The sequence below is a fragment of the Halomonas sp. TH-94 genome, assembly GCF_057473365.1.
The window spans coordinates 1-25,069 of sequence record NZ_JBYCKL010000038.1 but is presented as its reverse complement, the minus strand read 5'-3'; the positions used below and the strand labels follow the sequence as shown (position 1 = coordinate 25,069).

General features: G+C 58.7%; 19 protein-coding genes. 17 read left to right on the top strand and 2 right to left on the bottom strand.

The window, feature by feature from the left end:
- The 4 genes from AC2VNO_RS07450 to AC2VNO_RS07435 form a co-directional block, all read left to right on the top strand.
- On the top strand, positions 1-452 hold a 452-nt coding region (locus tag AC2VNO_RS07450), incomplete at its 5' end, for a hypothetical protein (RefSeq protein WP_486933541.1).
- A gap of 17 nt (positions 453-469) precedes the next feature.
- Positions 470-733 carry a (Na+)-NQR maturation NqrM gene (nqrM, locus tag AC2VNO_RS07445; protein WP_486933540.1) on the top strand — a complete coding sequence of 88 codons (264 nt, stop codon included), beginning with the start codon at positions 470-472 and terminating at the stop codon, positions 731-733.
- Positions 734-862: 129 nt separating this feature from the next.
- Positions 863-2,254: a Si-specific NAD(P)(+) transhydrogenase gene (sthA, locus tag AC2VNO_RS07440; protein WP_486933539.1), complete on the top strand. Its 1,392-nt coding sequence runs from the start codon at positions 863-865 to the stop codon at positions 2,252-2,254.
- Between the two features lie 668 nt (positions 2,255-2,922).
- Positions 2,923-4,146: an ATP-grasp domain-containing protein gene (locus AC2VNO_RS07435; protein WP_486933538.1), complete on the top strand. Its 1,224-nt coding sequence runs from the start codon at positions 2,923-2,925 to the stop codon at positions 4,144-4,146.
- A gap of 108 nt (positions 4,147-4,254) precedes the next feature.
- On the opposite strand, the gene AC2VNO_RS07430 is transcribed toward AC2VNO_RS07435, so the two are convergent.
- Positions 4,255-5,556: an ATP-grasp domain-containing protein gene (locus AC2VNO_RS07430; RefSeq protein ID WP_486933537.1), complete on the bottom strand. Its 1,302-nt coding sequence runs from the start codon at positions 5,554-5,556 to the stop codon at positions 4,255-4,257.
- A gap of 93 nt (positions 5,557-5,649) precedes the next feature.
- On the bottom strand, positions 5,650-7,740 hold the full coding sequence (locus AC2VNO_RS07425; RefSeq protein ID WP_486933536.1) for a polysaccharide biosynthesis protein: 2,091 nt from the start codon (positions 7,738-7,740) through the stop codon (positions 5,650-5,652).
- An 820-nt stretch (positions 7,741-8,560) separates the two neighbouring features.
- Between AC2VNO_RS07425 and AC2VNO_RS07420 the strand changes: the two genes are divergently transcribed.
- The 13 genes from AC2VNO_RS07420 to AC2VNO_RS07360 all read left to right on the top strand — a co-directional run.
- Entirely contained in the window at positions 8,561-9,673 is a 1,113-nt protein-coding gene (locus AC2VNO_RS07420; protein WP_486933535.1) for a polysaccharide export protein, read from the top strand.
- A 3-nt stretch (positions 9,674-9,676) separates the two neighbouring features.
- Complete coding sequence (locus AC2VNO_RS07415) at positions 9,677-10,114, top strand: low molecular weight protein-tyrosine-phosphatase (protein WP_486933534.1); 438 nt, start codon at positions 9,677-9,679, stop codon at positions 10,112-10,114.
- A 428-nt stretch (positions 10,115-10,542) separates the two neighbouring features.
- Positions 10,543-11,103 carry a sugar transferase gene (locus AC2VNO_RS07410; RefSeq protein WP_486933533.1) on the top strand — a complete coding sequence of 187 codons (561 nt, stop codon included), beginning with the start codon at positions 10,543-10,545 and terminating at the stop codon, positions 11,101-11,103.
- A gap of 193 nt (positions 11,104-11,296) precedes the next feature.
- Complete coding sequence (locus AC2VNO_RS07405; protein WP_486933532.1) at positions 11,297-12,565, top strand: O-antigen ligase family protein; 1,269 nt, start codon at positions 11,297-11,299, stop codon at positions 12,563-12,565.
- A gap of 63 nt (positions 12,566-12,628) precedes the next feature.
- The gene (locus AC2VNO_RS07400; protein ID WP_486933531.1) at positions 12,629-13,684 is read left to right on the top strand and encodes an NAD-dependent epimerase/dehydratase family protein; all 1,056 of its coding nucleotides are present in this window, start codon (positions 12,629-12,631) and stop codon (positions 13,682-13,684) included.
- Complete coding sequence (locus AC2VNO_RS07395) at positions 13,681-14,757, top strand: hypothetical protein (protein WP_486933530.1); 1,077 nt, start codon at positions 13,681-13,683, stop codon at positions 14,755-14,757. Before AC2VNO_RS07400 ends, AC2VNO_RS07395 begins: the two co-directional genes overlap by 4 nt.
- 222 nt (positions 14,758-14,979) lie before the next feature.
- Positions 14,980-15,993 (top strand): UDP-glucose 4-epimerase GalE, encoded by a 1,014-nt coding sequence (gene galE / locus AC2VNO_RS07390; protein WP_486933529.1) that lies wholly within the window; start codon positions 14,980-14,982, stop codon positions 15,991-15,993.
- A 464-nt stretch (positions 15,994-16,457) separates the two neighbouring features.
- Entirely contained in the window at positions 16,458-17,672 is a 1,215-nt protein-coding gene (locus tag AC2VNO_RS07385) for a glycosyltransferase (protein WP_486933528.1), read from the top strand.
- 517 nt (positions 17,673-18,189) lie between these two features.
- Positions 18,190-20,535 (top strand): polysaccharide biosynthesis tyrosine autokinase, encoded by a 2,346-nt coding sequence (locus AC2VNO_RS07380; protein WP_486933527.1) that lies wholly within the window; start codon positions 18,190-18,192, stop codon positions 20,533-20,535.
- A gap of 227 nt (positions 20,536-20,762) precedes the next feature.
- Entirely contained in the window at positions 20,763-21,839 is a 1,077-nt protein-coding gene (gene rfbB / locus AC2VNO_RS07375) for a dTDP-glucose 4,6-dehydratase (protein ID WP_486933526.1), read from the top strand.
- Positions 21,836-22,699: a glucose-1-phosphate thymidylyltransferase RfbA gene (gene rfbA, locus AC2VNO_RS07370; protein WP_486933525.1), complete on the top strand. Its 864-nt coding sequence runs from the start codon at positions 21,836-21,838 to the stop codon at positions 22,697-22,699. Before rfbB ends, rfbA begins: the two co-directional genes overlap by 4 nt.
- A complete protein-coding gene (locus AC2VNO_RS07365; RefSeq protein ID WP_486933524.1) occupies positions 22,696-23,793 on the top strand; it encodes a DegT/DnrJ/EryC1/StrS family aminotransferase in 1,098 nt (365 codons plus the stop codon). The genes rfbA and AC2VNO_RS07365 overlap by 4 nt, the downstream gene beginning before the upstream one ends.
- Positions 23,790-25,069: lipopolysaccharide biosynthesis protein (locus tag AC2VNO_RS07360; protein WP_486933523.1), on the top strand; the 1,280-nt coding region annotated here is incomplete at its 3' end. The genes AC2VNO_RS07365 and AC2VNO_RS07360, both read left to right, overlap by 4 nt.

The following is a 25,069-nucleotide window of genomic DNA, read 5'->3' as shown; positions in this document are numbered from 1 at the left end:
GTCGTTTTCATGCGCTTGCCGTCGATCGCCTGACGACATGGCTCGACCGATATCTCGATGTCCCTTCATCGGTACTGGTCGAGGTTGGCGGCATCATGCGCGGATCTGGCTCGGAGCCGGTTACCGGTTGGCGCCTGTCGCTCGATCAGGCAGGCCTGCCGGGAGCCGATGGCGCGCGCCACGTGCGGCTCAAGGATGCAGCGCTGGTGCATCGGTTCGCGCAGCAGGAAGCGGCGCCTCTGGTGTCGCCCGCCACACCGCTCTCTGTCAGTGTCATTGCAGAAAGCGCCAGTGCGGCCATGCGGCAGGCCAGCCAGCTGATCCATGCGGGGCCCAATGAAGCATTAGGCCAGGCACAGGCGATGGATAGTGCGGCCAGAGTTGTTGTCAAGACATCACAGAGCATTGAAATACACCACACTGCGGCACTCGAGCCCTGGCTCGAACCTTAGCCGTCTGGAGGCAAGCAATGACGATTTTTTTCGCCGTTCTAGGCTTCATGCTGTTGATCATGGCTGCCATGGCCATCGGCGTCATCATGGGCCGTAAGCCTATTGCAGGCTCTTGCGGCGGACTCAACAATCTTGGGCTCAAAGACGGCTGTGATATTTGTGGCGGCAAGGATGAGGTGTGCGAGGAAGAGAACCGCAAGCGCCAGGCAGGGGTAAGCGTTCGCCGCAAGAGCGATGAGAGCCGGGGCGCTGATCTGGGCTACGACGCCACCCGGCGCTGAACAGCGCTTCTCCGCCGCACCGCTACGCTCAGCCATGACGCATGGGGCTAGACGCGAACCTCTCGTTATCCCGGTGCAGGCGCGGTAGCCGAAAACCAATATAGACACGGGAAGGAGACACAAGAGCCCATGGCAGTTCATAACTATGACGTGGTGGTAATCGGTACCGGACCCGCCGGCGAAAGCGCCGCCATCAATGCCGCCAAGCATGGCAAACGGGTAGCGGTAGTAGAGAAGCAGCCAGTCCTGGGAGGAAACTGCACTCATTGGGGCACCATTCCCTCCAAGGCGTTGCGCCATCAGGTCAAGCAGATCATGCAGTTCAACACCAACCGCATGTTCCGCGATATCGGCGAGCCGCGCTGGTTCTCCTTCCCCCGGGTCATGGAACGTTCACGCATGACCATCGATCAGCAGGTCGAGATGCGCACCAAGTTCTATGCGCGCAATCGCATCGATCTCTTCAGCGGTGTAGCGCGTTTCAAGGACGAGCACACGTTGCTGGTACGCGACCGCCAAGAGGCGCTCGAAGAACTGGTCGCGCAAAAGGTCATCATTGCCACCGGCTCGCGCCCGTACCGGCCTGCCGACATCAATTTCCGTCACCCACGCATCTACGATTCCGAAACCATCCTTAGCCTGTCGCATACCCCGCGCACTTTGGTCATCTTCGGCGCCGGCGTGATCGGATGTGAATACGCTTCGATCTTTTCCGGGCTTGGGGTCAAGGTCGACCTGATCAACAACCGTGACAGGCTGCTCTCGTTCCTCGATGACGAAATCTCCGACGCGCTCTCTTACCACCTGCGCAAGCACGGCGTTCTCATCCGTCACAACGAGGAATACGACCGAGTAGAAGGTGACGAATCGGGCGTCGTGGTCCATCTCAAGTCGGGTAAGAAGCTGCGTGCCGACGCCTTCCTGTGGGCCAATGGTCGCACCGGCAATACCGATGAGCTGGGGCTGGAAAATATCGGCCTTGAAGCTAACGGTCGCGGACAGTTGCATGTCGACGACCATTATCGGACGGCTATCCCTCACATCTATGCCGCCGGCGATGTCATCGGCTGGCCCAGCCTCGCCAGTGCGGCGTACGATCAAGGTCTCAATGCATGCGACGAACTGCTGGAGCGTGACTATCGCTTCGTCAACGAGGTTCCGACCGGCATCTACACTATTCCCGAAATCAGCTCCTTCGGCAGAACCGAGCGTGAACTGACCGAGGCCAAGGTGCCCTACGAAGTGGCTCAAGCCTTCTTCAAGGACACTGCCCGTGCCCAGATCACCGGCGACACGGTAGGTATGCTCAAGATCCTGTTCCACCAGGACACGCTTGAAATCTACGGCATTCACTGCTTTGGTGATCAGGCCTCCGAGATCGTGCACATCGGCCAGGCAGTCATGCAGCAAAAAGGGGAAGCCAATACCCTCAAATACTTTGTCAACACCACCTTCAACTATCCCACCATGGCGGAAGCATACCGTGTCGCCGCACAGAATGGCCTGAACCGGGTTTTCTAGCCCGATCAGGAGCCTTACGCGGTTTTAGTCGGCATTGGTTACATGTGTAATATCGATGTGCTAGTGCCGACTCGTTACACCCTGGCCTTTGTCCAAGCGCAGGCACCATGGTGCCATACTGGTGGGCCTCGCCTCATTCGTTGCCCACCCGTCTGTCAATATGTCTTAAAAGCCTCATCCCGAGCTCACTAAAAATATCAGAGTGACAGGGGAGTGCGCGCGCGTAATAATCTGAACAGTTTGATAACAACGGTAAAATAGTAAATATACCCGGGATGAATGGCGCACACTCAGCTGTTGGCCAATGCCCGAGAAAGGACAAGGAAGTCTAGGGAATGACAGATGTCTGCGTTCGCTACAAGCTGGGGCTTACAGTCAACCAGAGCCGTTTCCTTTTCAGCCTTTCTACCCACCGCTGCGGATTCTGGAGCGGTTTGGTAATCCACCAGGCGATGCGCAACCATGCCTTTTAATCAGGCTGCGAAAGATCGATGGACTACCAGATACTTAGCCGTACGGTGTGAGTCTTTGATGAGACAAGTTTCTTAATCGAGCGGGCCGTCATAGCCCGACAATCAGGATATTTTCCGCTGCCGGGAGGTTGGTTGGTTGATAATCCGCAGGATTGGGCATGAGATTGGCGGTACGGCCTCTTTACTGGAGAGTCAATGATGAAAAAGATCCTCTTTTTGGGTGCATCTCAACCCCAGCTTCCTCCCATTCATTATGCCCAGCAGCAAGGCTATTATGTGATCACCGTGGATTACCTTCCTGATAATCCAGGGCATGTTCTGGCGGACGAATCTCATATCGTATCTACGACAGACAAGGAGGCGGTGTTGGAGCTGGCTCGGCGGTTGGGTATCGACGCCATCGTCGCTTATGCCTCCGATCCGTCGGCACCTACCGCTGCCTACGTTGCCGAGGCCCTGGGGTTGCCTGGCAACCCTTATAAATCGGTCGAGCTGCTGGCCCGCAAGGACAAATTCCGTAAATTTCTGGCAGATCACGGCTTCAATGTTCCCCGCTCTAAATCCTTCTATTCGTTGGAAGAGGCGCGTAACTGGCTGTCGATGCTATCGCTACCGGTCTTCGTGAAGCCCGTTGACTCCTCTGGCAACAAGGGGATTACATGCCTCGAGGATCCGGCCGGGTTCGAGACTGCCTTTCGCTACGCGCTGAAGTACTCGCGCGAAAAGAAAGTCGTCCTTGAGGAACGGATTGACCAGGTTGGCTTTCAGATTGACAGCGACGTGTTCTTGGTAGATGGAAAGCTACGCTTCTGGCTGTGGGCGGATGCTCATTTCGATCCTTTGTGTTCGCCGCCGTTCCCCATTGCCAACAGCTTTCCCACCACGCTCGATCCTCGTATCGGCGAAAAGGCCGCTGCCGAACTCGAGCGATTACTGACAATTCTCCAGTTTCGCTCCGGGGCCTTCAACGTCGAGTTTCTCGTCGATGCCCAAGGCGAGATCTGGTTCCTCGAGGTGGGGCCGCGTAACGGCGGCGACTTCATCCCCGACACCATCCTCCAGGCCACTGGGGTCGATCTGATAAAGGCCACAGTCGATTCGGCGCTGGGGCTGGACTGCTCCTGGCTGGAGCGAGTAGAGCCCAGCGGTTTCTGGTCGAACTATGTGGTCCATTCGCTGGAATCGGGCAAGCTTGAGTGCATCGGGTTCTCGGATGCGCTGCGCGAGCGTCTGGTACGCAAGGCCATCACGGCTCAGGAGGGCGATCAGGTGCTGTGTGCCAAGGGGTCCGACAATACGCTGGGGGTCCTGGTCATTCGCTTCAAGAGCCAGCAGGAGATGCTCACCATGCTGGCCAATATGCATGAGCATATCAAGATTCAGGTTACCCGAGCGCACAAGGTCGTGGTCAGTGAATGATCGAGAAGGTGCCGTTGGGCACATTGCGAGCGGGGCCGTCGGGCCCCGCCGCCATTTCGTCGGCGTGTCCGCCGGCCCTCTCACACTTCTGGCTCTCAGCTATTAGCCCTAGGCCCTCTCTCTCGCCCCTTTCCGCCTGATCGGCGCAGTACGCCTGTGGTTAGGTCCTGGTGTCAGGGCGCGGTCAGTGGGGTTGGCTTCCCCGTGGCGGCTTGGGGCGACCACCACTTGAATATGGTCGTTGATGTTGTCGAGCAGCTCCAGCATCTCGTCTTCGTTTTCGAACCGCAGCAGCATCGTGCCGATCACATGATGGGAGCCGCTAGCGGCTTGCACATGGTGGCCCGGCTTCACCCACAGGTCCTGGTCATGGATACACGGCCGGATCGCATCGGACAGCCAGATCGACTCGAAGGTCCCCGTTTCCAGGGAGTGCAGCATTAAGTCCGACCAGTAACCCACCGGTTGGGCGGTTGCTATCTCGCTGCAATCTTCACCCAGGGCGGCTTCGACGGTATAGGCGGTCATGTCGACACCGGTGGCCAGGCGGATGGCATCTGAAATGCGGCCGCCGCCATTCCTGGCCCCGATCTCCAGGAACCAGATCTCGCCCTGGGCATCGACGAGAAATTCGACATTGAAGGCGCCTGTCTTCATGTCCAGTAATCTGAGGATCTTCTCGAGCTCTTGGCTGGCTTTGACGGCGGTCGCCTGGGGTAGGGCGCTGGGAAAGCTGCTGGCCATCTGGAAAGGTGGATCACAGGCGTGATTGAAGTGGGAGTTCCCCCATATCCAGAAGCGCAGCTTGCCATTCACGAGAAAGACATCGCTGTCGATCTGATAGCCCACCTGATGTATGCGTTCCTCTACCACCACGAGCTTGGCCTTCGAGTACTGCAGGGCGTAGTCAAAGGCACGCTCGAGCTGGTCGACGTCCTTCAGCAGAGTGATGCCCTTGGAGCCCGAGGAGTCGACTGGCTTGACATAGACGGGAAGCGTCAATTCGGACAGCCACGCCTTGGCAGCCAGGGGGGTTTCAAAGGCGGCCGAGCGCGGCGTATTGAAGCCGTGGGTGGCGAGGAAGTCGCGGAATCGATCCTTGCGTGACAGTATATTCACCGCCTCAAAGGGGTTTCCCGGCAGGCCGAGTGTTTCTGCCACGTAGGCCGCGGTGGGCGCTGCCGGGTCGGAGGCGTAGGCCACCAATCCGTCGACTCCCAGAGAGGCTGCTAGACGAGTTACCCCTTCCAGATCGGTGGTGGAGATATTGTAACTTTCATGAGCGAGGGCGTGTCCCGGGTTCTCCGGCAGGTAGTCGCAGGTCACGACATGGTAGCCACGCTCGAGGGCATATTCGATCGGTGGCAACTGGGTCGGCGCGGCGCCGAGAAACAGGATCTTCTTTTTCATGACGAGTTGTCCTAGCGCTTGACCGCCGCGAAAGCCGGGGTCAGTCGTGTTGTATCCCTGTTGTCCCTTGGTTCCCCCCCACAGGGCGCTTGATCAATGGGACTGGATGGCCCTGCCGCCAGGCCAGGCGGGAGCTTCGGAAGTCGTCTCAGCCGGTGATGAGCTTGGCTCTTTGCTTCCCTCTGAGCCAGCGCGGCGCGGCGTCTGTGTGAGCGCAAAACCTCTCGCTTCGACGAACCTGGGGTCCGGTACGCTAGAGGCCTCGCCAGTCTGTGTCGCGATCGATTGCTGAACCTGGCACCAGGTTAGATCGCAGATTGGGCCGTTCGGCTGATAGGCGGTGGGTGCACTGAGAAGCAGCTGGCGCACTTGGGCGATGTCGTGCCTCTGAAGCGCCTCGCTCAGGGCGGTCAGGTGGGCGTCGAGGCGCGGCCACTCCCAGTGGACTTCCTTCTCGCTGAGAATGCGCGGATGACCCGTGGGCAGGGATTCCTTGCCCACCAGGACTTCCTCGTAAAGCTTCTCGCCGGGCCTGAGACCGGTATAGACGATATCGATATCCCCGCTGCTGTCGTCCTCGCTACGCACCTCGAACCCGGAGAGCTTGATCATGCGCTGCGCCAGCGTAGCGATGCGCACCGGCTCGCCCATGTCCAGGGCGAAGACATCCCCGCCCTTGACCATGGCGCCGGCCTGCAGCACCAGCTCTGCCGCTTCGGGAATCGTCATGAAATAGCGGGTAATGTCGGGGTGGGTTACGGTGACCGGCCCGCCGTGGGCGATCTGGTCACGGAAGACCGGGATTACCGAACCCGAGGAGCCCAGCACATTACCGAAGCGAACCATGCAGAAACGCGTGCCGTCCTGGGAGGCGGCCAACGCCTGACAGATCAGCTCGGCCATGCGTTTGGTGGTACCCATCACATTGGTGGGCCGCACCGCCTTGTCGGTGGAAACCAGCACAAAGGTGTCCACCTTTGCCGCCACCGCGGCTTGGGCGGTCTCCAAGGTACCGAAGACGTTGTTGGCCACCCCTGCGGAAACGTTGTATTCCACCATCGGCACGTGCTTGTAGGCAGCGGCGTGATAGACCGTCTGCACCCCAAAGGTCCTCATGATGTCCCGCAGGCGGGTGCCGTTCTGAACACTGCAAAGCAGCGGCGAAATCAGCCCCCGTGGCAGCTCCACTTCCTGGGCGATTCGGGCCAGTTCCGCCTCGATGCTGTAGAGCGCAAATTCGCTGATCTCCACCAGCACCAGCCGACTGGGGCGCAGGCGCACAATCTGGCGACACAGCTCGGAGCCAATGGAGCCTCCGGCGCCGGTAACCATGACCACTTTGCCGCGAATGTTAGCGTCCAGCAGCTCCTGACGCGCCGGCACGGGGTCACGCCCCAGTAGGTCCTCGACGCTGACGTTGCGGATGTCCTGCAGCCGAGCGCGGCCGCTGACCACATCCTCGACGGCCGGTACCGTCTGGATCACGACATTCAGAGGTTCCAGCGATTCGAGGATCTGACGGCGCCGTGAGCGGGTGGTGCTGGGGATCGCCAACAGAATCCGTTCGGCGCCAGTCTGCTCGATGAGCCGTGGCAACTCGCTAGGGTTGTAAACCCTGATGCCCTCTACTGTGGTGCCTTTCATGCCGCGCCAATCATCCACGAAGGCTACCGGCAAGAACTCGGTGCCCTGGCGCAGCGAGGCCACCAATTGGGACCCTGCCGTACCCGCGCCGTAGATGATCACTCGGGTCTTATCCTGCATGAGGATGCGCCGGTAGAGGCTTCGCATGAAGAAGCGGATTCCACCCACCGACATCACCACCAGAAGGGCGTGGATGATCAACTGTGACAGAGTCATTCCAATGCCGAAACCACGGCTGACAAGGGCCAGGACAAGGGTCAAGACCGCCGTGCCGATGGCCACCCCCCGCAGCGTCGTGAGGCTCATGTAGCGAACGAGGCTTCGATAGAGCCCCAACTGGAAGAAGACGGCCAGGGTCACCGGCAAGGTGATCGCCAGCACCGCCCAGGCCTGGGGTTGGCGAATGGGGGCCAGACTCTCTGCCTGGAGCACCAGTGCCATGAAGAAACTGCCGGTCAGCAGTAACGCATCGGTACAGAGTTGAAGGACACATTTAGACCGCCTCGGCAGTCGTAATGCACGTTCCAGCACCTGTCTCATGAGCTATGACTCCTTGTGTAGCCCGGATTACCATCCAGTGGAGGTTCCAGCGATCACTACGGCTGCGACCTGACCGTCACGACAGGTTTGATGCTTGCAAGGGTGACGTTACCCTTGTCACTGCTCACTCAGCGCGTACATTAACTAAAGCTATTTAAGTGTTGAATGCAGGGCACCTGCCCTCAATGACCTGTCGGTGTCAGCCTATTTAGTCGGCTCCGCATTGGGCTTTCAAAGATGAATCAATTTAAGAGTCACTTTGAAGCCATCTGATATTGCCGAGTGTATTTTTATGTTATCGATTATATGAGAAAAGGCGTGCCCGGATCGGGTGAATTGTGCCGGTGATGGGATATGAGTTTTATCCATTAAAAGGTAGAGAAATCTAAACTCTCTACCGTTGGCATTATAATCAGCTAAATGGATGGTGATCGGGTGGTCAAGAGAAACGCAGTTTGCGTAGCTTGAATGAGAGGGGCTTAATCGGATGCAAAATTCGGCCAGACTATTTCAAGCAGATCACAGCAAGATAGCCACCCGAGGGTGTTGAGAATTTTCACGCAATTAATGTTAAGAACTCAGTCCATTGGTATGAGAATTTTGGACGACGCAAGTCCATGGATATGTGGAATACTTACATTGGTTACATATGGTAACCATATGGTTCACGATGCGGCGTTTCGTCAGGCCTTGGGCCGGCAAGCACCCGTCTGTACGCAACTGGCAGCCGGTATAGGCCAGGATCGACGGTTCGCCTTCGCTCCTATTGCATTACTTCGGTCGGTTTGCCCCACCATCAACAAAAAAGAGGCAGTGTCTCATGCGCCCAATACGTTCTATCCGCCCGCTGGTAATCCTGGTCGGTGCCGCCTTGATCGCTGGATGCTCTCTCGCCCCCGGCGCTCACATGGATTACAGCGCGGAAGCCCCACCCATCGACGATCTGGTCGAGATCCAGGCCATCACCCCAGCGTTGATCTCTAGCTTCCGCCAGGTCGAGCCAAGGGCGCGTTCCATGAGCCCCGACCTGCGCGCGGAGCTGGACAACTGGGAGTACATCGTCGGGCCGGGTGATGTCCTCAGCGTCATCGTATACGACCACCCGGAGTTGACCATACCAGCCGGTGCCGAGCGCAGCGCGGAAGATGCCGGCAATGAAGTGCGTTCGGACGGTACGATTTTCTATCCCTATATCGGACAGGTGCGGGTTGCTGGCCGTACTCTCGGCGAGATTCGCAGTATCCTTGCCAGCCGGCTCTCAAATTTCTTGACCGACCCGCAGGTCGATGTGCGAATCGCTGCCTTCCGCTCCCAGAAGGTCTATGTCAGTGGTTCGGTGGAGAACCCCGGCACTCAGCCGATTACCTCGATTCCGCTGACCCTGGCCGATGCCATCAGCCAGGCGGGGGGAGCCACCGATGGAGCCAACTGGCACAACGTAATTCTGACCCGTGACGGTCGGGAGGAGCGGCTCTCGCTCTTCGCCCTGCATCGGGAGGGCGATCAGACCCAGAACCGTATGCTGCGTGATGGCGACGTGGTGCACGTACCCGATGCCAGCAACCAGGGCGTAGCGGTAATGGGGCAGGTGCAGGTGCCGGGCAACCTTGGGCTGGGCAACGAGCGCATCTCGCTCACCGAAGCCATCTCCCGGGCCGGCGGTATCCGCGAGGAAGCAGCGCAACCCTCGGGCATCTTCGTCATTCGCGGTACCGAGCCCGGCAGTGACAAGGTGGCCACTATCTACCAGTTGGATGTCCGTAACGCTGCGGCATTTTCCTTGGGCAACCACTTCACGCTGGAACCCCAGGACGTGATCTACGTGACCACCGCGCCAATCGCTCGTTGGAACCGCGTGATCAGCTTGCTGTTGCCTTCGGTCCTGCTGCCGGGCGATGTTGCCGGAAGCGCCACCGACGTGCGAGATCTCTAAACGATGTTCCAGCGTATCCTGATTGTCTGCACCGGCAACATCTGTCGTAGTCCGGTCGCTGCCGCCATGTTGAAACGGCGGCTACCGGAGCGCGATGTAGCCTCCGCCGGCCTGGGTGCGCTGGTCGGTCACGGCGTAGCGCCCCAGGCGCGCGCCCTGGCCGAGGCCGACGGTCTCGATGTCGCCGACCACGAGGCTCGTCAGCTCACACAGGAAATGCTGGTGACCTACGATCTGGTGCTGGTGATGAGCGAAGGCCAGCGCCGCGCGGTGGGTGACATCGTCCCGGAAGCTCTGGGCAAGACGCTGCTGCTGGGACGTTGGCTGGAAGGCGGCAAGGGCATCAGCATTCCCGACCCCTATCGCAAGAGCGATGCAGTATTCGCCCATGTCCACCGGCTGCTTACCGACGCCACCGAAGCTTGGGTCGGTAAGCTATAAGGGGCATGCTCTTGTTCTAATTCCCGATGCCGTACCTGAACCGTCAATAATCTAGCAACGCAGTGGCCGGCCCGGCTTTCGGCCTTCCTCACTTACCTCCTTTGTTTGCTTACCTATTCTCTGTTTAGCCTTGAGTCGTCTTTTTTAAATGCTGCTCAAGACCGGCAGGGGGCGCGTTTGTGAACATAAATTCTAAATTTTGAATGATTTCGTATTAAACCGGTACTGGATATTGATGTGTGTAGTTTGGTTTCCCTAATAAAAACGTTTGAATTGTAATTTTGAGTATCGAACATCGGCTCACCTCTCTTTATTCTGGTTAATAATCAAACGTCAGGGAAAGGAGCGGATATGTCGACTCAGTTGGCCGGTAAACACAGTCAGGCACGCCCCAATGGGACAGGAAAGTCCTCAAGGAGTATGCCGCAATGATTCGTGCCCTGGATCTGCTGATAGCTGCCCTGGGCTTGTTGATCGGCCTACCGATACTGTTGGCGTTGATGGTGATCGGTTACTACGATACGGGCTCGCCGCTGTTTCGCCAGCAGCGGGTGGGGCGCTATCAGCGGCCCTTCACGCTGGTGAAGTTTCGCACCATGCGACCGGATACCGCCTCGGTGGCCACTCACCTGGCGGATGCCTCGGCCATCACGCCCTTCGGTAACTTCCTGCGGCGCAGCAAGCTTGATGAGCTTCCCCAGTTGTGGAATGTCCTGAAAGGCGAAATGAGTCTGGTCGGACCGCGACCCTGCCTCTACAGCCAGCAGGAGCTGATAGCGGAGAGAGCCACCCGCGGGGTCTACCAGGCGCGCCCGGGCATTACCGGGCTGGCCCAGATCAACGACATTGACATGTCCACGCCGCTGCTGCTGGCCGAAACCGACCAGTGCATGTTGAAGGGGCTGACGGTAACAGCCTACTTCCGTTATATCGTGCTCACGGTACTCGGCAAGGGCTCGGGTGATCGGATCAGGCGCAAGGCGATGTGAAGCAGCCGCAGGTTTTGTCTTCAAGTGAGTCTGAGTATCTCAGGGAGTGAGATTCCTTTTGCCTAGCCACTGCGCTGGGCTTTCTCTTGATGGGCTGGGTTGTCTCTCGATGAACATGAACGAGGCGATGGAATAGGGTGGTGGGTAGGATAATGAATCGAACGATGGATCTAGCCCTGGAGCGAGAGCTGTCATGCACGCCATGATGCTGGCGGCCCCGCCGCTGCTGATGCCGTTCGGCTACTGGCTGGCGCTGGTGGCGGTGCTGTTGTTGACGACCATGAGCGGATGGCGACGGGCTCCGGTAGCCCTGACACAGACCTGGCAGCGTAATGGCTGGTTGCTGGCGATACTGCTGGGGTTCGGGGCGGTTGAGTTATTGGTGGGAGTCTGGCATCGGGAGCTGGGCCGCGCCCTACCCATGGCAGCGGCGGCCTGGGGGGCGGCGCTGCTCTTGTTGAACCTGGGCCGCCGGCCGCCGGTGCTGGCTGCCTGGTGGGCCGGGCTGGCGGTGGCCGGCCTGGGGGCCGGGGGCTGGGCGCTGTACCAGCGGGTCTTCGAGGCGGCTGCCCGGGCCAGCGGACATGCGCCGCTGCACGCCATTCTCTTCGGCAACCTGTCGTTGCTGGCCGGGTTGCTGTGCCTGGCAGGCATCGGCTGGGCCTGGGGGCGTCCGCGTCGCGGGGTCTGGGTCACCCTGCTGGTGGCCGGGGCAGTAGGCGGAGTGCTGTCCTCGGTGCTTTCGGGGACCCGCGGTGGCTGGCTTGCTCTGCCGCTGGCCCTGGCGCTGTTCTACCGGGGCTACCTGTACCGCTGGCAGCCGATCTGGCGAGTGGGCATCCTGGCCGGTGTCCTGGCGGCGATGGCGGCGGCATACGCCGTGCCCCAGAGCGGCGTGCAGCCGCGCGTGGATGCCGCCGTGGCAGAGGGCCAGGACTTTCTGTCCGGCGAGGTGCGCGGCTCCGTGGGGCTGCGCCTGGAGATGATGCGCGGCGCCGGTCTGCTGATCCTCGAGCGCCCCTGGCTGGGCCATGGTCACGAGGGCTACCGGCCGGGCATGCAGAGGCTGGTGGAGGAGGGCCGGCTGGCGGCGGGGGTGGAGCACTTCTGGCATGCACATAACGAGCTGCTGGATGCCTGGGTGCGGCGTGGCCTGCCGGGTCTGGCTATGGTGCTGGCGCTCTACCTGATGCCGCTGTGGCTGTTCGCGGGCAGGCTCCGGGCCAGCGACCCGGTGCACCGCTCCCTGGCCGTGGCGGGCATGCTGTTGCCCGTCACTTTCATGGATTTCGGACTCAGCTATCCCTTCTTCGCCTACCCGGTTGGAATACTGGTTTATGGCAGCTGGTTGACAGCAATCTGGTTACTGATGCCCGTCGCTCAGCCACATCGTATCGAGCGGAAGAGCAATGTGAATCGAGTCGTGGGGCCGGCGGGAAGGCCGGACTGCCTGGGTTGCTAGCGAAGTCGGCGGCGCACCGACGAGTGGCCCGCCATCACCCATTGATCTGCCTGGAAGGTGCTTATGAAGATACTGATTACCGGGGCAAGCGGTTTCGTGGGCCGGCACCTGCTTGCTCATGTCATGGCCATGCCGGGCGTCACCGTGGAAGGGTGCTCTCGCAGTGAGGCGGTCGTAGCGGGCAAGCCGCTGCTGCGCTGCGGGCGGCTGTCGGCTAAGACCGATTGGCGGGCGCTGCTGAGGGACGTGAACGTGGTGATCCACTGTGCGGCCCGAGCGCATATCATGAACGACACCTCGGGCGAACTGCACGAAGCCAATGTCGATGGCACCCTGAACCTAGCGCGGCAGGCCGCTGAAGCCGGTGTTAAGCGGCTGGTGTTTCTGAGCTCCATCGGCGTGAATGGCAACCATAATCAGCGACCCTTCACCGAGCAGGATACTCCCAGCCCGGCCGAGCCCTACGCCCAGACGAAGCTGGCCACGGAGCGGGGCCTTCATGAGGTTGCCGAACAGACTGGGCTCGAGGTGGTGATCGTTCGCCCACCGCTGGTGTACGGTCCCATGGCGCCGGGCAACTTCGGGCTGCTGACGCGGATCGTGGAGAAGCGCCTGCCCTTGCCGCTGGCCGACACTGGCAATCGACGTTCGTTGGTTTCGGTGTGGAATCTGGTTGACCTGCTCACCCTCTGCATCGATCACCCCGCGGCTGCGGGGAAGACATTCGTGGTGAGCGACGCCGAGCAAGTGTCCACTTCTGACCTGCTGCGCAAGATCGGCCAGGCAGTCGGTAAGCCGGCCCGGCTATTCCGGCTGCCCAGAGGATTGATGAAGGCGGGGGCCACGCTGCTGGGCAAGCGGGGGATCTATGACAAGCTGTTCGATTCCCTGACGGTAGACGCTAGCCATGCCCGGCAGACCCTGGGCTGGGCGCCGCCATTGACCTTGGACGCGGGGCTTTCACGCTGCTTCAGCAAGGCGCCGGTGCCCCCCGTGCCACAAACGACGTACACATCTCGGGGAACGGAAACGTCGCCAAAGGCGAATCCCGGGCAAGACTGCACCAGAGCCGCCGCTCGGGTGGCGGAAAAAACCGAGTCTGGCAAGGGGGTGTCATGAGCCGGGGTTCACAGATCGATTCGCCGCACGACTTGCCCGCTGGCGTAGCCAGGCAGCAGCGCCGCCAACTGCTTGTCTCCTTGGGCGTGGGTGGGGCAGGGGCTCTCCTCTCGACGACGGCCCTGGCTAGTAAGGAGCGGCCGACGGCGCGGCAGGGCTCACCGTTCGGAGTGGTGCCTGACCAGTTCTCGGGCAGCGACACCGAGCGGGTGCAGGCGGCCTACGATTATGTCCTGGAGAATGGGCTGTCCACTGTCTACCTGGATCGGGTCTACGACCTGACCGGGGGAAGCGTCTACCTCTCCAGCGATGATTGGGCCTCAGTGGTGATCTTTGTCGGCGGGGGACTGACCAAGCGGGACGATGGTTTCATGTTCGATCGTCGCACGGCGAATCTGGCAACCGATGCCCCGAAGTTCCAGGGCGTGCGCTTTCGGGGTAGTGAGGACGCCACGGCGGTTATCTCGAACGGCAGCCGGATGATTCGGCAGAACTTCTCGCAGCAGTGCGACTTTCGCCATGTGGCCGCGATCCACTCGGACAGTTATACCCAGTCGGTACGCTTCCTCAATACAGAGATGTACGAGTCCGCAGGAACCTTCATCCTGGCGCCTCGCCACTATGACTTGAGCTGTCACGAAAATCGCTTCGAGGCCAACAGCCATCGCCTGATCGAAGCCGTTACCGACGAGCCGGGGCAGTGGGCGTTGTCGGTGGCGCGGTTCACCAACAACTGCATCGAGGGCTACACCCGGGTGGCGCCGATCCGGCTGAGCAGCGCCTCGTCGCTACTGTTCCAAGGTAACTACTGCGAGCACAATAACACGACCCTCGAGTTTATCCGGACCGATGGAATCCAGCAGGTCTCGGGTAAGATCGAGGTGAATTCCTTCTATGAGAGCCGCTCGGAGGTGGATATAGACCTGGGGCAGCTCAACTGCAGCAATCTGGAGATCAGTCACAACACCTCCAATGCCGCCAAGGGGCGCTATCTGACCCGCCAGCGCGGCGGCGGTGTGGCGCAGGTGAGCAGCAACTTCATGTATTCGGGGGGCAACGAGGGGCCTTTCTAGCTCTCTGACCGGGCCCACGATGAGACTGTGAAGTGTCCGGAAATGGATGATTGGCCGCGTAATCTCAAGTGTTACCGAACCTCTCGCCCCAGGGAGGCTGCCTGCCTCGTTCCATAGTACGAGGGGGTATGCCACTTTGTAGCCAAATGTTGTCTTTTGTTAATTTCGGGTTTCTTTGGAATGCTATGCTGACGCCAAATTGGAGTCCGGAGAGAACAGCAGATGACGATTCTGGTGACCGGCGGTGCCGGGTTCATTGGTACGCACACGGTAGTGCAACTGGTGAAAGCCGGCCATGCTGTAGTGGTCTTAGATAACCTTTGCAATGGTACGGCGGAAGCGCTGAGGAGAATCGAGCGCTTGACCGGGAAATCGGTGCCGCTGGTGAAGGGCGACGTTCGCGACCGTACGGCCCTGGATGCGCTCTTCCGCTCCTATCAGGTGGCGGCGGTCATCCACTTCGCCGGTCTGAAGGCGGTGGGCGAGAGCGTGCGCCAGCCGTTGGCCTACTACGATAACAATGTGAACGGCACCTTGGTGCTGTGTCAGGCCATGCAGGCAGCCGGAGTGCGCAAGCTGGTGTTCAGTTCCTCGGCCACCGTCTATGGACCCGATGCGCCGGTGCCCTATGTGGAGACGCTTCCGCGAGGGCGCACCTCCAACCCCTATGGCACCTCCAAGGCGATGGTGGAGCAGCTGCTGACGGATCTGCAGGTGGCCGATCCCGGTTGGTCGGTGGTGCTGCTGCGCTACTTCAACCCTATCGGCGCGCATCCCAGCGGGGTCATCGGGGAGGATCCCCGGGGCCTACCCAACAACTTGATGCCCTTTATCGCCCAGGTGGCGGTCGGACGGTTGCCTGAACTGGCGATCTTCGGCGACGACTATCCCACCGATGACGGAACCTGCGTGCGTGACTATCTGCACGTGTTGGACCTGGCCGATGGCCATGTTCAAGCGCTGGGGCAGTTGGTGGCGCCGGGACTGCATATCTACAACCTGGGTACCGGCCGCGGGGTGTCGGTGCTGGATATGCTCAGAAGCTTCGAACGGGTCACGGGCCGGACCATCCCGTACCGGGTGGCGCCCCGCCGCGACGGAGATCTGGCAGCGTTCTGGGCCGATGCTACCAAGGCACAGCGCGAGCTCGGCTGGCAGGCTTCCCGCGGCTTGGACGAGATGATCGCCGATACCTGGCGCTGGCAGTCGCAAAACCCTGAGGGGTATCAAGACTGAGCCTCGAACCCGACTTATTTAATCTCTAGTCTCATTCAAGCCAAAGATCTGGTTCCAGAAGCCGCGCTGCTGCTGGGATATTTGGCTCTGCACTAATTAAAAATCTCATGCTTAATCATGAATGACTCGTCGTCGTGATTCTGGAATTAGTGTGGCGAGTCTGGTGAGCTTTCGATGTAAAAAATCGGCAGGCCAGGTAGGGGATTTATATGTAACCATGTGTCCTGAAGTAATGTTCATATTATATGAATCTGATCGAGTTGTAGCATATATAGCTAAATAGCGGATGGCAGTAGGCTGACTGCGCGTGAGGTTCGGATTCGTAACCCTAGGCGGTAGCGTGAACAGGCGGTTATTTCAGTTTATCCATTAAAAATACTGACCAGTGATATGGCACGGAAGCCCCTGGCTGAGTTCGGAATTTTCCGACGCCGGGACCATTCCTGATGACCACAGGAGGCACCGTGCAGGAATCGGTAAGTGAAGCCGCCCATGGCAGGGAGAGAAGGAGCGTCATGAAACCTGTAATTCTTGTGTGTATCAGCCACTACCTGCCGGGTTACAAATCAGGGGGGCCTCTGCGTAGCATCGTAAACCTTATCGAGAACTTAAGTGACGATTTCGATTTCCGGATCATCACCGCCGATCGGGATCTCGGGGATACGAGCCCGTATGAGAGCGTACCTATCGGTCGTTGGACGGAGGTAGGCGGCGCCCAGGTGTTCTATCTGCCGGCGGGCTCAGGCGCGCTGGGCACCCTGTATCGGCTCCTGAGGGACACCCACTCCGATGTGCTCTATCTAAACAGCGTGTTCGCGACGCGATCTACGCTGGTGCCGCTGGTGCTGCGGCACCTGGGTGCGATCCCCCGTAATCCGGTGATCCTGGCCCCGCGAGGCGAGTTCTCCCCGGGTGCGCTGGCGCTCAAGCGTTGGAAAAAGCGGCCTTTCCTGGCGCTGTCGCGTGCGGCTGGGCTCTATTCCGGGCTGGTCTGGCAGGCTTCGACTGACTTCGAGGCTGAGGATATATACCGCGTGATGGGACGCATGGCTAAGGAGATTCATCAGGCCTGCGATCTGCCCAGTCTGGTCGACCATGCGGTCAAACAGCGGCGGCGCGATGCGGGTGATCCGATGCATATCCTGTTTCTATCGCGCATTTCACCCAAGAAGAACCTGTCCTATGCGCTGCAGTGCCTGGCTCGCGTTCGAGTGCAAGTCGAGTTCAGCATTTATGGTCCTGCGGAAGATGCCGCCTACTGGGCAGAGTGCAAGGACCTGATCCAAGCCCTGCCGAAACATGTACGGGCCACCTACAGAGGGGGCATAAGCCCGGCGGAGGTTCCCCGGGTAATGGCCGAGCATGACCTCTTCTTTCTGCCGACCCTGGGCGAAAACTACGGCCATGTAGTGGCCGAGGCGATCGCGGCCGGTACGCCAGTACTGGTGGCCGATACCACTCCGTGGCGCGGCCTGGCGACGATGGGAATCGGCCAGGACCTTCCTCTCGATCAGCCCCAGGCCTTTGTGAATTACATCGAGGAACTGAGCCGTCTCTCTGTCGAGAGCTATGCCGCGCTTCGTGCACGGGTGCTGACGGCAGATGCCGTCAGAAAGCAGGACAGTCGGGATGTCGAGCATAACCGCGCCCTGTTTCGCGCTGCGCTTCAAGCGGGTTGAAGCGGATCCCTGTTTTGACTTTCGCTTGCGCCGTTGGCTTGGCCCTCTGAACGGGCCTATTCACTGCAACGTAGCACGCTCTATGCCCTGGGAGACTAGAAAGCTAATCCAGGGGGGGAGCAGGAAAACCAAGCAGGCAGGTGCGTTTTCAAAATGTAAGCTTATGTAGTGAAAAGTAGGGATGGAGTTAAGCGCCAAGGCGATAACCCATCTACCGCTGACAAGCAGGCATCACGACAGATATCACCACAAGAATCACCAGGTACTTGGACGGCAAGGAGATAGCCGAGTGAAACTCCCGGGCGGTAGCGTGGAAAAAATTCTCTTCGGGAATGCGATTCGAACTAGCGCTTCACGGGGACGAGACGCCGTTAAAGACACTTGCCGTTGTCGACCTATCAGATCTGGAGCACTGACATGATGGTAGAGCTACCCATCGCCGAGTATCGGTTGAGTAACGACTTATAACCTCAGTTAAGAGCAACGTCCCCAAGGCAAGATCAACGTCCTGGTGCTAATGAAGTGTCAGGAAAACAACTGTCGCGTAATACGTCATCGTGGTGCTGCCATGTCAAAAAATACCGAAACACCCAGAAAAGACGATGTTGATATTGGAAGAATGATCGGGCTGATGCTCGATCACAAGAAACTGTTCATTGGCATTACCGGCCTATTTGCCATGCTTGGTGTTGCCTATGTGATCCTGGCAACGCCGATCTATCAGGGGGACGCCCTGGTACAGGTCGAGACGCGCTCGTCCATCAGTCCGCTGGGGGATGTCGACAACATAATGGGCATGTCCGATGCGCAGATTTCGATCAACACTGCGGCCGAGGTGCGCATCCTGCGTTCGCGGATGGTGCTTGGCGAAGTGGTGGACCGCATGGGATTGGACGTGGTGGTGCAGCCGCGCCGGGTGCCGCTGATCGGCGATTTCGTGAGGCGGCATGAGATCCAGCGTCCCTCTATCCTGGATCGTGACGTCGTACAGCTGAATTTCCTGAATGATCTCAAGGTACCCAACATTCTCAAGAGCGGATTCTCCGTACCTAGCTTCCTGCGGGATCGTCCGGAGGTATGGGGCAACGAGTCGATTACCCTGGGTCGTTTCGATGTTAGCGACCCTTTACGGGGCAGGAAGCTTTCCCTGGTGTCCGGCGGTAACGATGAGTACTCATTGTTCCTTGGAGATGAGTGGCTAGGCGATGGCCGCGTGGGGGAGCTGTCCATCTTCATGGATGGCGATATCTATCTGCGTGTGGCGACTCTCGATGCGGCGCCCGGGGCCGAGTTCACGCTAACACGACTGACCCGCGCCGAGGCGATCCGTCAGCTCGGGGAACGCTTGAAGGTCGAGGAAGTAGGTGGCGTGCGCGGTGGCGGGACCGGCATGCTGGAGCTGGCCATGACCGGGCCGGATCCGGAACAGATCCGTCGGGCACTGGATGCGGTGACGGAGACCTATCTCACCCAGAACGTCGAGCGCCAATCGGCCGAGGCCGAGAAGAGCCTGGAGTTCCTTGAAGATCAGGGGCCTGAACTTCGCAACCAGCTGGCCGCCGCCGAAGATGCCCTGAACCAGTACCGCATCAACATGGACAGCGTGGACCTCAACTCCGAGGCACAGGCCGTGATCAACCAGTTCGTGGAACTCGAGCGTCAGCTGAGCGAGCTGGAGTTCAAGGAAGCCGAACTGGCCCAGCGCTATACCAGCAACCATCCGAGCTACCAGTCGCTGCTGCGCCAGAAGAGCCAGCTCAACAATGACCGTGAGGCACTCAACGCACGGGTCAACCAGATGCCACAGGCCCAGCAAGAAGTGGTGCGTATGACTCGGGATGTCGAGGTGACTCAGGCCATCTACGTCAATGTGCTCAACAAGATGCAGGAACTGCAGGTCGCCCGGGCGGGCACCGTGGGTAACGTGCGCATCATCGATACCACCCAGGTGGCGGCCTCGCCGATCCAGCCCCGAAAGCTGATGGTGCTGGGGGGATCCATTCTGCTGGGCGGTATGCTGGCGGTTGGCATCGTGCTGCTGCGCAATGTGCTGAACCGCGGTATCGAATCGCCGGATCAGATCGAGAATGCCGGCATGCCGGTCTATGCGACCGTCCCCCTTTCCGAGGAGCAACAGAAGCTCGTTCGTCGCATGAAACATCGCCGGGAGCAGCACGGCCGCGATGTCTCGACCGGCCTGCTCGCAAAGCAAGCGCCTGCCGACACGGCCATGGAGGCGATCCGGGGCCTGCGCACCAGTCTGCACTTCGCCATGCTCGAGAGCACCAACAATTGTCTGATGATTACCGGACCTAGTCCCAACATCGGCAAAAGCTTCATCGCCGTGAACTTGGCGGCCGCCTGCGCCCAGGCAGGACAGCGTGTCCTGGTGGTGGATGCCGATATGCGCAAGGGGCATCTGCACCATAGCTTCAGCGACAAGAATGAGGCGGGCCTTTCGGAGATGCTGAGTGGAACCCGGACGATGGACGAGGTAATCCGCGAATCGGCCGTGCCTGGGCTGAGCTTTGTAACCCGCGGCATAGCACCGCCAAACCCTTCCGAACTGCTGATGACGGCCAGTTTCTCCGAGTTCCTTGAAGAGGCTGGCAGGCAGTTCGACATGGTGATTATCGATACGCCACCCATCCTTGCCGTGACCGATGCCGCCGTAATCGGCGCCCAGTGTGGCACATCCTTGATGGTGGCCAGGTTCCAGCTAAATCCAGTACGCGAGTTGGAGTTGGCAAAGGGACGTCTCGAGAGGGCCGGCGTCACCGTGAAGGGCGCCATCATGAATGGCATGGAACGCAAGGCAGCAGTCAACTTCGGCTACGGCTATTACAACTATGCGTACAAGTAATTCTCATGGCCCTACGCGTCATTCGAGTGAACCTACGAACCTGACGGATGGCCCTGCACCGACTTCAAGCTAGCGAAGAACTTATGACCAAGCCAACGCAAGGGGCCCTACATAAGGGGCCTCAAGGTTAAATGCGTTGTCTGGTCGAGGTTCCCTGCTGTCGAGCAATGCCGGCAGCTTGATGACACTCAAGCATGTGTTATGACAACCAGGATGGTGAAGCAGGCATGAAGATACTTGTCACAGGTGGTGCGGGGTTCATAGGTTCAGCCTTGATCCGCTACCTCATCGGAAATACGGAACATGTGGTCGTTAATGTCGACAAGCTGACGTACGCGGGAAATCTGGAATCCCTGGCCAGCATCGTAGGCAGTCCCCGCTATTCCTTTGAACAGGTGGATATCTGCGATCGCGTCGAACTCGAGCGGATCTTCCAAGAACACCAGCCCGATGCGGTGATGCACCTGGCAGCAGAGAGCCACGTCGATCGTTCCATTGATGGGCCGGCGGCGTTCATCGAAACCAACATCGTGGGTACCTACACGCTGCTGGAGGTAGCCAGGCTGTATTGGCAGGAGCTGGGGGAGTATCGCCGCCGCGCCTTTCGCTTCCATCATGTCTCCACCGATGAAGTCTATGGTGACCTGGAGGGACCCGAAGAGCTCTTCACGGAGGAAACCCCCTACGCTCCGAGTTCGCCTTACTCCGCCAGCAAGGCCAGTTCAGATCATCTGGTCAGAGCCTGGCAGCGGACCTACGGACTACCGACTCTGATCACCAACTGCTCTAACAACTACGGCCCTTTTCATTATCCCGAAAAGCTTATTCCGCTGATGATTCTCAATGCGTTGGAGGGCAAGCCCCTGCCGGTATACGGCAAAGGGGAGCAGGTGCGCGACTGGCTGTTTGTCGAAGATCATGCCAGTGCGCTCTACACCGTGCTGAGCCGTGGCGAGATCGGCAGAACCTACAATATCGGGGGCCACAACGAGAAAAAGAATATCGAAGTTGTGATGGATCTGTGCGATCTGCTGGAGGAGTTGGCACCCGCCAAGCCGGCCGGTGTGGCTCACTATCGAGACCTGATCACCTATGTATCCGACAGGCCAGGACACGATATGCGTTATGCCATCGATGCGAGCCGTATGCGCCGTGAGCTTAACTGGACGCCGGTGGAAAGCTTTGAAACAGGCATTCGCAAGACAGTGAGTTGGTTTCTTGAAAATCGCGGGTGGTGTCGACGCGCACTGGACGGCGGTTATCAGAGAGAGCGCTTGGGGTTAGCGACCAAGGAGGCGTCATGAAAGGTATCATCCTGGCGGGAGGCAGCGGAACACGGCTCTACCCCGTGACCATGGGCGTGTCGAAGCAACTGTTGCCGATTCACGACAAGCCGATGATCTATTACCCGCTATCGGTGCTGATGCTGGCCGGTATAAGGGACATCCTCGTGATCACAACCCCCGATGACAATATCAGCTTTCGGCGTCTGCTCGGTGACGGCAGCAAGTTCGGTATTTCACTCAGCTATGCGACACAGCCGAGCCCGGATGGCCTGGCCCAGGCCTTTCTTATCGGCGAGGAATTCATCGGCGACGACAGCGTATGTCTGGTGCTTGGCGACAATATTTTCTACGGCCATGGATTCAGCCCCAAGTTGAAGATGGCGGCAAGCCGGACGGACGGGGCCACGGTTTTCGGCTATCAGGTCAAGGATCCGGAACGCTTCGGTGTGGTGGAGTATGACGATGACAATCGCGTTATCTCCATCGAAGAGAAACCGAAGAACCCTAAATCGAATTATGCGGTAACCGGCCTCTATTTCTACGATAACGACGTCATCGATATAGCGCGCAACGTGAAACCCTCCCATCGCGGTGAGCTGGAAATTACCAGCGTCAACCAGGCGTACCTGGAAAGAGGGAGCTTGAGGGTCGAGGAACTGGGACGGGGGTTTGCTTGGCTGGATACGGGTACCCATGAAAGCCTGCTTGAAGCAGCGCAGTTCGTCGAGACCATCGAACGCTTGCAGGGTTTCAAGATCGCCTGCTTGGAAGAGATTGCCTGGAACAATGGCTGGCTGACCCGCGATGAGGTCCTGGCGGCCGGCGATGCCTTGGCAAAGAACTGCTATGGTCGTTACCTGTTGAGCATCATGAAATGATACCTGTCGCGAGCCCTTATCTACCAAGCCGTGAACGCCTTGACCGCTACATCGACGGGATATACTCCCGTCGATGGCTGACCAACAACGGACCACTACTCGAGGAGCTGACGACGCGTCTCGAGGACTACCTTGGCGTCGAAAATCTTTTGCTGGTCTCTAACGGAACGCTTGCGCTACAGATCGCCTACCGAGTCTTGAACATTACAGGACCCGGCATGAAGGGCGCTGATAACGAACGGCCTGAGGTGATTACCACGCCCTTTACGTTTGTGGCTACCTCCAGTTCGCTGGCCTGGGAAGGGGCGACGCCACGGTTCGTGGATATTGATCCCACCACCTGGTGTATGAATCCCAAAGGAATTCGATCGGCGATAACCCACCGTACCCGAGGCATCGTGCCAGTACACGTATTCGGTAACGGCTGTGACGTCGATGCGATCGATGAGTTGGCAGCCGAGTATGGCCTCAAGGTGGTTTACGACGGGGCCCATGCCTTTGGCGTAAAACATCGAGGGAAAAGCCTGCTCAGGGCAGGAGATGCGACTACCCTCAGCTTTCATTCCACCAAGTTGTTTCACACCATCGAGGGGGGAGCCATCGTCTTTCGACACAGGGAAGATCTGCTGCGAGCACAGCGGATGATCGGCTTCGGTATCAAGAATCCTGAAGAAATCGATCTGTTAGGGATCAACGCAAAGATGAATGAATTCCAGGCGGCCATGGGGCTTTGCAACCTCGACGAGATAGAGGCCAATCTCGGCAGACGGAAAACAATCTGGGATTTGTATACGAGTGAGCTTAAGTCCCGCTACCAGTTACAAGAGTGGCACCCTGAATGTACCCGAAACTATGCGTACTTCCCGCTACTCTTCGAGAGTGAAGCTCAGGCGACCGCTATCCAGGCACACTTGCTGTCTAACGGCTGTCAGGCACGGCGCTATTTCTACCCCTCGCTCGATTCTATCGATTTTCTGGGGGGCGGAGAGGCAATGCCGACCTCCCGTGATGTGGCCTCGCGGATCCTCTGCTTGCCGCTACAGAGTGATATGGACACCGATAGCGCCCAACGCATCCTGGCGTGCATTCCATGAAGATTCCGATGTTGACGGGTATTCAACAAAGCGGATTCGTGGCCAACATCTTCAAGCAGGGCTTCCTGCGGAATGTGGTGGTGCTGGGAAGCGGCACGGCGCTGGCTCAACTGCTGGCATTTTTGATAATGCCGGTGGTGACCCGTCTCTATGGTCCCTCTGAGCTGGGGGTATTGCAGATATTTCTTCTGGCCCTGATGCTCATGATGCCTTTCAGCCATCTGGGCTATCACGCTGCAATCCCGCTTCAGACCTCCAAGATTCGTGTCATCAATCTGCTCGGGCTCTCCCTGGGCATTGTCGTGTTTTTCGGCTTCCTATCGGGACTGGTGCTGTTCTTCTATGGAGCCCCTCTGTTCGAAGCGTTGGATGCACCGGAAATCGGCGGCTATTGGTACCTGTTCGTGATTGCCCTGGTGGCAGGGGGCGTCTATGAAATCCTCACGTCACTGGCGGTCAAGGAGTATCGCTTCGGGGATATCGCCAAGGCTCGTATCAACCAGTCAATCGTCTATGCGGCGGGGCGGGTTGGGTTGGGCTTCATGGCCATGGGGGCCTTTGGATTGATTTTAAGCGTCGTGGCTGGACAATTCGCAGGTATCTACCGTTTTCTGAAAATTATCGGCACTGAATATCGCAGTGAGCTGGGCAGCCTCAACCGGAAATTGATGATCACCCTGGCAGCGCGTTATAGAAAATTCGCCCTGTTCAATACCCCCTCCTCCATTATCGGAGTGTTCTCACACTGGTTTCCTACCGCCTACGTGGCCTGGCAGTTTGGATCCGAGACGACCGGTCATGTCTCACTGGCATTCTTCATTCTGGTAGCACCGATGGCACTTGTCGGCGGATCCGTCGAAAAAGGTTTCTATGCGGAGATCTGCAAGTTGGGCAAGAGCCGGGGAAAAGAAATCAACGTGCTGATGATGAAAATCGTCAAATATATGTTGCTACTTATGGTGGTTCCTATTGCGGTCACCATGCTCTGGGGTGAGCAGCTGTTCTCTCTCGTCTTCGGACAGCAATGGTCCGTATCCGGTGAATACGCCAGTATCATCTGCATCATGGTGCTTTTCTATCTATGCACCACGCCAATGGTCACGGGATTGGTTAATTTTATTGAACAACAGGAACTTCAACTGTATTTCGATTCCCTGAATCTTGTTCTGGTGCTACTACTAGCGTGGGTTTCGATCTCGGTCGATGCATCGGTCAAGCAGTTCCTGCTCTACTACGCCTTGATATCCATTACTATCTATGCGGTTCAGTTCGTCGT